General features: G+C 60.5%; 10 protein-coding genes. 4 read left to right on the top strand and 6 right to left on the bottom strand.

The window, feature by feature from the left end; all coding sequences use genetic code 11:
• Nucleotides 1-3: 3 nt before the first annotated feature.
• The 3 genes from ACYQ6M_RS16655 to ACYQ6M_RS16645 all read right to left on the bottom strand — a co-directional run bounded on the left by ACYQ6M_RS16655 (nt 4) and on the right by ACYQ6M_RS16645 (nt 3,060).
• Nucleotides 4-432 (bottom strand): YeeE/YedE family protein, encoded by a 429-nt coding sequence (locus tag ACYQ6M_RS16655; protein WP_197923157.1) that lies wholly within the window; start codon nt 430-432, stop codon nt 4-6.
• 329 nt (nt 433-761) lie between these two features.
• Nucleotides 762-2,837 carry a bifunctional DedA family/phosphatase PAP2 family protein gene (locus ACYQ6M_RS16650; protein WP_460074691.1) on the bottom strand — a complete coding sequence of 692 codons (2,076 nt, stop codon included), beginning with the start codon at nt 2,835-2,837 and terminating at the stop codon, nt 762-764.
• A 37-nt stretch (nt 2,838-2,874) separates the two neighbouring features.
• Complete coding sequence (locus tag ACYQ6M_RS16645) at nt 2,875-3,060, bottom strand: hypothetical protein (RefSeq protein ID WP_139314197.1); 186 nt, start codon at nt 3,058-3,060, stop codon at nt 2,875-2,877.
• Between ACYQ6M_RS16645 and pap the strand changes: the two genes are divergently transcribed.
• Nucleotides 3,059-4,525, top strand: a complete 1,467-nt coding sequence (pap, locus tag ACYQ6M_RS16640) for a polyphosphate:AMP phosphotransferase (RefSeq protein WP_075283379.1) — start codon at nt 3,059-3,061, stop codon at nt 4,523-4,525. The two genes, ACYQ6M_RS16645 and pap, sit on opposite strands and share 2 nt — an antisense overlap.
• Before the next feature lie 256 nt (nt 4,526-4,781).
• Here the strand turns inward: pap and ACYQ6M_RS16635 are convergent, their stop codons facing one another.
• Nucleotides 4,782-5,960: a pyridoxal-phosphate-dependent aminotransferase family protein gene (locus tag ACYQ6M_RS16635; protein WP_460074690.1), complete on the bottom strand. Its 1,179-nt coding sequence runs from the start codon at nt 5,958-5,960 to the stop codon at nt 4,782-4,784.
• A gap of 388 nt (nt 5,961-6,348) precedes the next feature.
• On the opposite strand from ACYQ6M_RS16635, the gene ACYQ6M_RS16630 reads away from it, so the two are divergent.
• The gene (locus ACYQ6M_RS16630; protein ID WP_460074689.1) at nt 6,349-7,437 is read left to right on the top strand and encodes an N-formylglutamate amidohydrolase; all 1,089 of its coding nucleotides are present in this window, start codon (nt 6,349-6,351) and stop codon (nt 7,435-7,437) included.
• An 11-nt stretch (nt 7,438-7,448) separates the two neighbouring features.
• Here ACYQ6M_RS16630 and ACYQ6M_RS16625 read toward each other — a convergent pair whose 3' ends face one another.
• Nucleotides 7,449-8,630 carry an NAD(P)/FAD-dependent oxidoreductase gene (locus ACYQ6M_RS16625; RefSeq protein ID WP_460074688.1) on the bottom strand — a complete coding sequence of 394 codons (1,182 nt, stop codon included), beginning with the start codon at nt 8,628-8,630 and terminating at the stop codon, nt 7,449-7,451.
• A gap of 121 nt (nt 8,631-8,751) precedes the next feature.
• Complete coding sequence (locus ACYQ6M_RS16620) at nt 8,752-9,969, bottom strand: acyl-CoA dehydrogenase (protein ID WP_228931793.1); 1,218 nt, start codon at nt 9,967-9,969, stop codon at nt 8,752-8,754.
• A 157-nt stretch (nt 9,970-10,126) separates the two neighbouring features.
• Between ACYQ6M_RS16620 and gcvA the strand changes: the two genes are divergently transcribed.
• Together gcvA and yegS are read left to right on the top strand one after the other, a co-directional pair.
• Nucleotides 10,127-11,050, top strand: coding sequence for a transcriptional regulator GcvA (gcvA, locus tag ACYQ6M_RS16615; protein ID WP_022999230.1), 924 nt, complete (start codon nt 10,127-10,129; stop codon nt 11,048-11,050).
• A 267-nt stretch (nt 11,051-11,317) separates the two neighbouring features.
• Nucleotides 11,318-12,226: a lipid kinase YegS gene (yegS, locus tag ACYQ6M_RS16610; protein WP_022999229.1), complete on the top strand. Its 909-nt coding sequence runs from the start codon at nt 11,318-11,320 to the stop codon at nt 12,224-12,226.
• Nucleotides 12,227-12,265 lie beyond the last annotated feature (39 nt).

Below are 12,265 nucleotides of genomic sequence, written 5' to 3'. Positions count from 1 at the left end.
CCGTTATCCTCCAAAGACGTGGCGGGTCAGGTAGACGGTCACACCTGCAGTTGCCATGAACGTGACGGTTGCCACGATGGACCGTGCCGACAGGCGCGAGATGCCGCAGACACCATGGCCGCTCGTGCAGCCGGAACCATAGGTCGTGCCGATACCGGTCAGAAAACCGCCGATCACCAGCAGCAGCGGGGAGGACGGCACGGTGATTTCCGGCAGCTGCCCGGTTACGCCAAGCATGATCAGCGGGCTGGCGACCATGCCGGCCAGAAAGGCGGCGCGCCAGGCCCAGTCCTGGTTAAACTGCGTGGTCAGAAAGCCGCTGGCAATGCCGTTGATGCCGGCAATGCGCCCGAGCACGGCCATCAGGGCAACCGTGGCAACGCCGATCAGCGTTCCACCCAGGAAACTCATAAGGGGTGTAAAGTCAGTCATGATGTGCCCTTGATTACGATATATTCAAATATATGAATATACGAAAAAAGTATCAAGGGGTAATTTTCGATCGCGCTTCCGGGAACGGGGAGCTGACACGCGAAAAACAAATTCGGCCATTGGTGCCTAACCCTCTGGAGTAACGGCATCTTTTGGCGTGAAGCGAAGCCTGGATCCGAATATGTCTCGCAAGAGAATGACGGCCCATTAGGACATTTTTGGGACCGCGATGTGTGGAGGCTCAACAGATCAACCGTCTCTAAACCAGCGCAAGGGGCTGGTCCGGAACGTGTTGCACGCACTAGATCCGAACTGCTGCGATGGCGAGATTACTGAGCCTGCGGTGCAGCCACGGGCGTATCTTTGGCAGGCACCCCGGACGCAGCCGGAGGTACCGGACCATAGCTGAAGCCGAGCACGACTTCCGTCCCGTCCGCTCGCTTTCGCGTTATCGCGCCAGGCAGCAGATGGGCCGGATTGTCGGTCAGGTCCGGAGTTTCGATATCCGTTTTTGGACCGGAGAACTCGCCCATCGGGCGCAGGATATCCTCATGTACCACGCTGCCGAGGTAAAGCGGATGCAGGCTGCCCGCTTGCAGGATGGCATAGCGGCTCGGCCAGAGCCGCAGCACCCAGCGTCCGCTTTTGTCTGCGTTGGCGGAATGATCCTTGCGGATGAGAACGAGAGACGGTTGGCGGCCGTTCTGGCTTCGAGGCAGGATCGGCAGGGAATCCGGCGGTGTCTTGCCTTCCACGAACCCGCCTGCACTCGAGAGGGACCATTTTGGCGGTTTCTGCCAGCCATCGGCTTCTGCAGCCTGGGCAAAGCGGTCCAGGGACCCGGTGTACTGGATCACCAGCGGTTCCTCGGTATCGCCATTCAGTTCGATCCGCTCAGCAGGCAATGCCCGCCAACCGCCTGCAAGCCAGCCCGTTGCTGTCAGCGCTTCGGTGTTGGTGCGCGGCTCATAGATCTGAAGTGCCTTGTCATAGGTACCTGAAAGGTGCCAGGTGCCGAAGATGCCGAGTGTAGCAACGACGATGACGGCAAGTGTCGTCCGGCCGATCTTCTCGTTGTGGATCGGGCCGAACACGAAGGCGAAGGCCGAAACCATGCCAATGCCGAACAACAGTCCGGCCAGGACGTCCGACATCCAGTGGGCGCCAAGGTAGACACGCGAAAAGCCGATGGTGATGACCAGTGTCGCGGTGATGGTGAAAATGCTGGCCTTGGCCCAACGGCTGAGATCGTGGGCGATCAACACGGCGCAAATGCCGTAGAGCACCGCGTTCAGCGTCGCATGGCCACTGGGGAAACTGTAGGCGTCTGCACCCGCATAAAGTTCGATCGGCCGCGAGCGATGCAGCATCAGCTTGAACAGGGGCACGAACATGGCGGTGCCGGCCATCGCGATGACGAAGCCGATGCCGCGGCGCCAGGCTTTCCTCAGGAACAGATAGGCGGCAACCGCAACTGTGACGGCGGTAACGACGATCCCGTCGCCGAGCGATGTCACGAACACCATGATCCGGTCGCCGACCGGCGTGCGCAGGCTGTCGAACAGGTTCAGGATGGCAAGGTCAGCCCGCACCATCGGTTCGCCGGGGGCGATTTCTCCGACGATCCAGAAGAAGGCCGGCAAGGAAATCAGCAGGATCAGCGCGGAGGCCAGCATGCCTGCCGAGCGTGGATGCGCGGGGTCGAAATTGCGCGCAATCCATTGGGATACCCGGTCCTGACGCTTGGCGAAGCGTTTGACGATGGCCGCATGGGTGTTGGGAAACAGCGGCAGGACAATCAGGATCAGCCAGCGGCCGAGCATCACCGCCAGGAAGACGATGACCAGGAGAGCGCCGAGCACCAGGGCCAGCCGTCCGCTGATCTGGCCGATGGCATCAAGTGCGGAACCTGCAATGATACCGGGGGCAATATGCACGATCGTCCAGGCGAAGGCGGAGGTGACGTTGACCACCGAAAAGCGGGTGAAATTCATGCCGGCCATGCCGGCGATGCCTGGAACCACCGATTTTACACCAGGCACGAAGCGGCCGATGAAGACGCTCTTGCCGCCGTGTTTCTTGAAGAAATTCTCGCCGCTTTCCACAATGTCCGCATATTTGTTCAGCGGCCACATGGTCTTGATCTTGTCCTTGAAGGTGTAGCCGATCCAGTAGGAGATCGCATCGCCTGCGGTCGCTCCCAGGGTCGTCCAGATGAACAGCGGCACGGGATCCAGCTTGCCGAGCCCGACGAGCGTTCCGGCGCCAACCAGCACCACCGTCGTCGGTACGAAAAGGCCGATCAGGAACAGCGCTTCGCCCATGGCGGCCAGAAAACAGATCAGACCTGCCAGGGACGGGTTTTCCGCGATGAAGGTCAGAACAGGATCAAGAAATTCGGTCACGGGGTCGGTCGTGTTGGTCGAGAAAAGTGAAAAACTGTCAAATGCCGGGTGCCTTCAAAGACGTGAAGCAAACGGTTACCGCTTCATATAGTTGCGCCTTCTTCCATCCGATAGCGAAAAATTGGAATCTCCTGCCATTCGGGAACATTGAAGCAAGAGATGGTTTTTTAAGTGCGGGTGTTTCAAGATGCAGCCAGTGCGTCTTTTCTTTTGAGGTCTTCATGTTTGAATCCGCCCGCCTGCCGCAGAACATGGACAAGAAAACCTTCAAGAAACTGGAGCCGCAGTTGCGCGAGGCGCTGCTGGCAGCCCAGCTGCCCGTTGTCGAGAAACAGCCGTTCTCGACGATGATCCTGGTTGATGGCCTGGATGGCGCGGGCAAGGGCGAAGCGGTTGCCCGGCTCTATGGCTGGATGGATGCGCGCCATCTTGTCTGCAACGCCTATGGCGAATTGATGGACGAGGCCCGGCTGCGCCCGCCGCTGTGGCGCTACTGGCGCGATCTGCCGCCCAAGGGCGAGACGGCCATCGTGTTCGGGAGCTGGTATCAGACCGTCCTGCGGGACTGGATCTACAAGAAGATCGACGAGGACGCGTTCGACAAGGCCCTGACCCGGATCCGCCGGTTTGAGGAAATGCTCGCCAACGAGGATGTGCTGATCCTGAAATTCTGGTTCTACCTGCCCAAGAAGGAACAGGAAGAACGGCTGAAGCACATCGAGAAAAAACATGCCGCGCGCCATGTGCTGGCCGACTGGGCAGCGTTGAAGCACCACAAGAAGGCGAGTGAGGCCGGCGAAAAGATCATTCTGGAAACCAGCAAGGGCTACGCGCCCTGGTTTGTCATCCCCTCGCAGGATCCCGAGTACCGCGATGCCGCGCTGGCACAAACGGTTGCCAATGCCATGAAGCTGAAGCTGGAGGACGGCGAACCGCATTCGATTGCCGCACCGCCCGTGGTCGGCGGGCTGAAGCGCGAAACAGCGGTCGACACCATCGACCTGACGGAAAAGCTGGAGAAGTCGGAATACGAAGAGCTTCGCGACAAGTACCAGAAGCAACTATCCGATCTGTCGGACATGAAGTCCCTGTCCAAGACGGGTGTTGTTCTGGTGTTTCAGGGCAATGATGCCGCCGGCAAGGGCGGTGCGATCCGCAGGGTGATCCGTCCGCTCGATCCGCGCATCTACAAGGTTCACCCGATCTCTGCACCGACCGACGAGGAAAAGGCTCGCCCCTATCTGTGGCGCTTCTGGCGGCGCGTGCCGGCCAAGGGACATTTCGCCATCTTCGACCGGTCCTGGTACGAACGCGTGCTGGTGGAGCGTGTCGAAGGCTACGCCGGACACGACGACTGGCTGCGCGCCTACAACGAAATCAACGAGTTCGAGCAGGAACTCACGGACTTTGGCTACATTGTCTGCAAGTTCTGGCTCGCCATTTCCGAGGACGAGCAGCTGCGCAGGTTCAAGGCGCGCGAGGACACGGCCTACAAGCAGCACAAGATCACGGATGACGACTGGCGCAATCGCCTGAAATGGGACCAATACGCCATCGCCGCAGGCGACATGATCGATCGCACATCAACCCACTACGCCCCCTGGACGCTGGTCTCCTCCGAAGACAAGCGCCATGCCCGGATCAAGGTTCTGAAAACGATCTGCGACCGGCTGGAGGAAAAGCTTTAGGAAGAAAAAGACTTCAAAACGACCCTCATCCTGAGGAGGACCGGTCAGGTCCGTCTCGAAGGATGGGCCGCTTGTACCGGATTATGCCGCCCATCCTTCGAGACAGCGCTGCGCGCTTCCTCAGGATGAGGACCGTTTTGCTGAAGGGACAGGTGAAAATGCTGCTCAGCAAGCATTGCCAGGCATTTGAACCCGTGTGGAAGGCGGTCGATCGCGCTCAAAATTCCGACATTTTCCAGGACGCGTGCTACCGTTCTCAGAGAGCCTCAGCCAGGTAATCCATCGCCGCCTGCACTCCGCCCCGCCCATGGGGAATGCCCAGTTTCTGGAAGCCGAGTTCGATGGATGACAACGTGCCGAGCAGCATGACGGCGTTGACGTGGCCCATGTGGGCAATGCGGATGCCCTTGCCGGACAATTCACCGATCGTTCCACCGATGGTGACGCCGCAGACTTCCTTGGTAAAGGTCCTTAGCGCTGCCACGTCGCCTTCGTTGAACCGCACAACGGTGACGGAGTTCGAGCGGGCATGCGCGTCGGTGATGTTGAAGTCGACCGCGCCCTTTTCCGCCCAGACCGCAACGGCCCGCCGGGTTGCCTCGCCCAGAAGGGCATGCCTGTGCCAGGTCTTCTCCAGCCCCTCCTCGAAAATGAGATCGAGAGCCTTGTGAAAGGCAAACAGAAGGTGCTCGGGCGGGGTTCCGCAGTATTTCTGGTAGTGCTCCGGCCCTTGCCGGAAAGTCCAGTCAGTGTAGTTGGTCCGCAGCTCCGCCGTTTCATGTGCCTTGTCGGCTTTCGGGCCGGCGGCAACAAAGGAGAGGCCTGGCGGGCACATCAGACCCTTCTGCGATCCCGTCAGCGCCACATCGACACCCCAGGCGTCCATCTCGAACGGCATGCAGCCTAGCGAGGCAATGGTGTCGACCATGAACAGGGCAGGGTGTGAAGCTGCGTCGATCGCCTTGCGCAAGGCGGCAATATCATTCCAGACCCCGGAGGCCGTATCGACCTGAACCACCAGGATGGCCTTGATCTCGTGGGCGGTATCCTGTTTCAGCCGTTCTTGCAGGTGGGCAGGGTCGACCCCCTTGTCCCAGGCACCCGGCAGAACCTCGATATCGAGGTCCAGCACGTTGGCAGCTTCTCCCCAGCCAAGGGCAAAGCGGCCGGATTCCAGCACGAGCACCTTGTCGCCACGCTTCAGCGTGTTGCACAGGGCGGCATCCCATGCTCCATGACCGTTGGCTGCGTAGATGTAGGTCTTGCCTTCGGTCCGGAACAGACGCTGCAAACCGTGCAGGCAGAACCCGGTCGTTTCCAGCAAAGGGCCTTCATAAATGTCTACCGCCGGCCGGTGCATGGCCCGCAGGACTTCCTCCGGCACATTGGTTGGTCCTGGAATCATCAGAAATTCTTTGCCATTGCGAAGCGTCATGGCCGGGTCCTCGTTTGAAGGCAGATCCTGAACGGAAGGGGATGGGACGGCCTTGGCCGCCGAAAGATGTGTTGCTGTGAAAATTGCCCGCCTGCAGGCATCCGTCAAGACGCCAGTTGGTCAGCTCGCCGGATTAACATGCGCGATACGATTGTTTGTGCGACCGCGAAATAGTGTGGGAAAGAGAGCTTCGGACCGGAAACGGCTTTCACCCAGAAGCGGTGCAGGCAATAAGGGTTGGCAAGCTGCTGGAAACAATGATCTATTCGACCATGCCTTGTCGCGGGTGTGGTTACGTGTCTTCTGGTTGTAAAGAAAATGTCTTGTTTCCGTTAAGTAAATTCTCCAAGTTAGAGGCCGTTTGGTCTCGTCGTTTAGGCGTTGCAGCATGATCCTGGTTGAAGAAGGACAAAGCCCGCTGATTGTCTGCCTGCCCCATTCGGGCACGGAGATCCCGAACGCTGTCGAAAAAAGACTGAACGCCACGGGCCGTCTTCAGGCCGATCTCGCCTGGCGCCTGGAACGCGTGTTCGACTTTCACGGAGAGTTGAGCGCGACAGTGCTGCGCTCCACCATTTCCCGCTACGTTGTCGATCTGGACCGCGATCCCAAGACACCTGTCAGCGCTGCGCAGGATCCGACGCGCGCCTTGTGTCCCGCCACCACGCTGGATGGCAAGCGCATCTATCAGGAAGGCGAAGAGCCTGGCCCGACCGAGATCGAACAACGCACGCTGCTTTTCTATACGCCCTTCCACAAGGCCCTGCGCCGCCAGATCGACCGGCTTTTGCGAAGTCATCGCAAGGTGATCGTGCTGGATTGCCAGTCCATGCGTTCGAACATCAAGGGCGTTACCGAAAATGGACTGCCGCTGGTCAGTATCGGCACGGCGGGCGGAAAGTCGTGTGATCCGGACCTGCGCAATGTGCTGGTCGGCTCGTTCAAGGGGCGGGAAGGGTATACGGTCAGCGTCGATGAGCAGACCCAGGGTGGTTTCATCACCCATACGTTCGGTCGACCGGACCGCGGCCTGCATGCGATGACGTTGCTACTGGCACAACGCTCTTACCTGCGCCATGAGTCACCGCCTTTCGAGCCGGACAAGGTGCGAATGGCCCGTCTGACGGCCGTCCTGCAGGATGCAATGACGCGGCTGGTGGACTGGACGTCGGTGGGCGGTGCTTCATCTGGTCAGAACCAGATTGAAAGCCTGCCCTTGCCGGTGGAAGAGCCTCTGGTGGAGACGACGGACGCTGAAGACAGCAGCAGCAGCGCTGGTCCGGTCACCGACAATGCCGAAGCATTGACGGAAGGCGCGGCAGAAATCCCTGACGATATTTCGGCAGAAACGCCTGACGCGGCACCGGAAAAGGCGGAGATCAGCCCCGCCAATCCATTGGCCCTGCCCAAGGTATCCAGCGTCCAGACGAGCAAGGTCGAGGACGGACCTGTCACGCCCTTGCTGGTGGCCGAGTAAGCTTCAGGCGGTCAGACCACATTCTTTTCGATAATCGGTGTTCCGGCAGCCAGCCGGTCGAACGCCAGCGGCGAGAGATCCAGGGTCTGATAGCCACCTGTCACGACCAGTTCCGCAAGGCCGCGTCCAACTGCGGGTGACTGCTGCAGGCCATGTCCTGAAAACCCGAGTGCCAGATAGAACCCGTCCAGCCCCTGCACTGCGCCGACAAAGGCGTTGTGGTCGAAGAGGTTCATGTCATAGCAGCCGGCCCAGGCAGCCCCCGGCCGGATTGCCTCGAAAGCGGGAACGCGCGTTGCCAGTGTCGGCCAGATATGTTCTTCGAAAAGGCCATAATCGAGGTCGAAATCGTGGCAGTCCGGATCGCGATCTTCTGGTGGCGCCGAACCGCAGATGTAGCCGGTGCCTTCCGGGCGCGCATAGGTGCCGTTCGGATCGATCAGCAGCGGAAAACGCTCCAGCTTGTCCTTGCATTCAAAGGTAAAGACGCAGCGCTTTTTGGAAACGATCGGAACGTCCATTCCGGCCTGACGGCATAGTTCGGCTCCGCCGGAAGCTCCGGCGCAGTTGACGACGACAGGTGTCGACAGTCTCTCGCCCGTCGATAGCTCAACGCTCCAGCCGCCATTGCCGTCGGATGCCACCCTGGCCTTTGCGGCAATGTAGTCGACATCCAGCGACCGGGCCTTCTTGCGGAAGGCCTGCATCAGGCCGTAGCCGTCGAACCAGCCTTCGCCTGTGACGCCATGACAGCCTGCGGCAAGGTCGGAAACCTCCAGCCAGGGAAACTTCGCCTTGAGACCGTCCGGGTCAAGAAAAGCGATGTCCGCGCCGAGCTGCTGCTGCAGGCGGTGATTTTCCTGAAGGATATTGAGCTTGTCGGGCGTTGCCAGAAACAGGTAGCCACCCTCGTGAAGATCGATCGCGGGCTTGTCGCCGTTCACGTTGAGCGCTGCTCCGATCTCCCGCAGAAAGCGGATGCCGTAAAGCGAAATCTCGATGTTGATGGCGCTGGAGAACTGTTGGCGAATGGACGCTGCCGACCGCGCGGAGGCGCAGGTTTCATAGGCGGGATCCGCCTCGATAACGACGATGCGTCCGGAAAAATCGTCGCGCATGGCCAGGTGGCAGGCGACGGACGAGCCCATGACGGCTCCCCCTACGATGACGACATCCGCAGTCTGGTCCGCCATGGAGCCTCCTCAAGCGCTGTCAGGAAAAACAACGGGCCTGCTGACGCAAACCCTTTTCAAGAGAACCGAACGAGAGACGGGCGGCTTGGCCGCCCGCGTCAAATGTCATGACTTCAGGGTCTTAGAAGAACGCCTGCAGGCCGGTCTGTGCACGGCCGAGGATCAGCGCATGAATGTCATGCGTGCCTTCATAGGTGTTGACCGTTTCCAGGTTCTGGGAGTGGCGCATGATGTGGTATTCTTCCTGGATGCCGTTGCCGCCGTGCATGTCACGAGACTGGCGGGCGATATCCAGGGCCTTGCCGCAGTTGTTGCGCTTGATCAGCGAGATCATTTCCGGCGCCACCTTGCCGGCGTCGAACAGCTGGCCGACACGCAGCGCTGCCTGCAGGCCGAGCGTGATTTCGGTCTGCATGTCCGCCAGCTTCTTCTGGAAGAGCTGGGTCTGGGCCAGCGGGCGGCCGAACTGTTCGCGGTCGAGGCCATATTGACGGGCGCGGGTCCAGCAGTCTTCTGCAGCGCCCATGGCGCCCCAGGCAATGCCGTAGCGTGCGCGGTTGAGGCAGCCGAACGGGCCTTTCAGGCCGGAAACATTCGGCAACAGGGCATCTTCACCCACTTCCACACCGTCCATGACGATTTCACCGGTGATGGAGGCACGCAGGGAAAGCTTGCCGCCGACCTTCGGTGCGGTGAGGCCCTTCATGCCCTTGTCGAGCACGAAGCCGCGGATGGCACCGTCGTGAGCTTCCGACTTCGCCCAGACGACGAAGACATCTGCGATCGGAGCGTTCGAGATCCACATCTTCGAGCCGGTCAGCTTGTAGCCGCCGTCGATCTTTTCCGCGCGGGTGCGCATGCCGGCCGGATCGGAACCTGCATCGGGCTCGGTGAGGCCGAAGCAGCCGACAAATTCGCCGCTCGCCAGTTTCGGCAGGTATTTCTGGCGCTGTTCTTCCGAGCCGTAGGCATAGATCGGGTACATGACCAGCGAGGACTGCACGCTCATCATGGAGCGATAGCCGCTGTCGACACGCTCGATCTCGCGGGCAACGACGCCGTAAGCGACATAGGATGCACCGGCGCAGCCGTAGTCTTCCGGCAGGGTGACGCCCAGAAGGCCGAGTTCACCCATTTCGTTGAAGATGCCCCGGTCGGTCTTTTCCTCGCGGTAGGCTTCAATGACGCGCGGCAGCAGCTTTTCCTGGGCAAATGCGCGAGCCGTATCCTGGATCAGCTGTTCGTCTTCCTTCAACTGTTCGCGCAGGTGAAACGGGTCCTGCCAGTCGAAGGAGCCGCCACCGGCCGGTGAGGACTTAACATTCGCGGGTGCGTTCATGGTCGTGTCTCCCAGGCCGTGATCCGGCCAATGATGTGCGGCCGCTAGACGGCCAGGGTCATTCTATTTCCTCTAGTCTTGCCTCAAATCCGTTTGCGTAAAAGCGAAACCTCGTCCATCATTCATGACAAAATGGAATGAAGTAGGGGAATTTGCCATGCGGCGCGCCTTCGTCCCGCCGGCAGACACGCTGATCGCGTTCGAATGTGCCGCCCGGCATCTGAGCTTTACCCGCGCCGCGGAGGAACTGCACCTGACGCAGGGCGCAGTGTCCAAGCAGGTTCGCCAGTTGGAAGACAGGCTGGGCGTCGAGCTGTTTCGGCGGGTTCGCCAGCGCATTGTCCTGACCGACGCAGGCCGGATCTACCTTCACGACATCCGAGGGGCGCTGGAACAGATGACCGCGGCCACGCGGCAGGTGATGTCCTATGCCGGCAGTGCGGACGTTCTCAACCTTGCGGTACTGCCGACCTTTGGCACCCGCTGGCTGGCTCCGCGGATTGCCGATTTCGGGCGCCGGTATCCGGACGCAGGCCTCAATCTGAGTGTGCGCCTGCAGCCGTTCGATTTTGACGAGGAGCCGTTTGACGGCGCCATTCACCACGGCGACCCGGTCTGGGCAGGGGCGATCGCCGAGCGGCTGTTCGACGAGGAAGTCATCCCCGTTGCCTCACGCGTGTTTCGCGATCGGCACCAGATCCGCACACCTGCCGATCTTGCCCGCGTGCCGCGCCTGCAGCTTGCAACACGTCCGCTTGCCTGGCGGCAGTGGTTTGATCTTGCAGGCGTGGAAACAGATGCCGCCTTCCAAGGCGCGCGTTTCGAACAGTTCGTCATGATCTCCGAGGCTGCGATCCACCACGCCGGAGCCGCGCTGATCCCGCGTTTTTTCGTCGAGGCGGAACTGGCCTCAGGACGTCTCGTCCGGCTTTTCGACCTCTCCCTGTCACAGCAGACGGCGTATTATTTCGTCTATCCGGAGGGCCGGACGATGCGGCCGGTGGTGTCTGCATTCCGAAAATGGCTGATGGAGGAAGCCCGCACCGCACGGACGCGCCGGGAAACCATGCTGCCGGGCTGAAGCAGGCGTCAAGACAGTGCGTCCGGCACGACGGTTCCCTTGGTCCCGACTTTTTAGCGATCGGCAGAAATTGAAACCGGTGGGCACATGGCCCACTTTTCGGCGGAACGATTGCACCTTGCCGGCGTTTTGCTCAAAGGCACCATTCGGAGAGACCAGTCCCGCTTTCAAACTGCCATAGCCCGGCCCCGGGTTATGATCTGCTGCCATGCCTGGTGGCAATTTTCCCTGCTCGTGTAGCAAAGCAGCAGGGACAAGGAGACGTAATTGGAAAAGCACCATCTGCGCCTGATCCTCAATGGCAAGTCCGCCGGCCGCGACGATGTCCGCAGTGCGGTGGAGGCCGTACGGTCCATGGGCCACAATGTCTCCGTCCGCGTGACCTATGAGGCCGGCGATGTCGAGAGACTGGTTCGCGATGCCCTGCGCGATCACGAGAGCGAGCGGATCGACACGCTTGTCAGCGGCGGAGGCGATGGCACCTTGAACGAGGTTCTGGATGCGGCCCTGCATGATTTGCCCGAAGGGGAAAAGCCTCCCTTTTCATTTGCGGTTCTGCCTCTTGGAACGGCAAATGACTTTGCCAATCACATTGGCCTTGACCCGGCGGACATCACCTCCTGCCTGCGGTTTGCCGTGCGCGCCTCCGCCAAACCGACCGACATTGGCGAGGTCAACGGCTGTGTATTCATCAACATGGCAACTGGCGGCTTTGGTTCACAGGTGACATCACAGACCGACCCGAACCTGAAGCGCGTTCTTGGCGGGGCTGCCTATCTCTTCACAGGTCTGCAGCGGTTTTCGGAACTTTCGGCCTGCGAAGCACGTATCGAGGCGGACGATTTCTCCTGGGAGGGCTCGTTCCTGGCCCTCGCCGTGGGCAATGGCCGCCGCGCTGGCGGTGGCATTCGGCTGTGCCCCGATGCCAAGCTTGATGACGGCTTCCTCGATCTGACCATCGTTCCCTTCCCGCAGTCGGGCAAGGTCATCGACCTTTTGTCGGTGCTGCTGGACAGCGGCGTTGACGACATCAACGGCGGCCCGATCCAGCGCAAGGTGCGCAATCTGAAAATCGAGACCCAGCAGCCCGTGCAGTTCAATCTGGACGGCGAGCCGATGAATGGACAGTCCTGGCAGATTGGGATAAGGCACCACCAGATCGACCTCAGGCGCTGACGGTCGCCGCGCCCGGCAGCAGGCTGAAACGACGTCTTT

It is taken from the genome of Roseibium sp. ROS1 (genome assembly GCF_054658215.1).
This window is presented reverse-complemented; position numbering and strand designations above follow the sequence as displayed.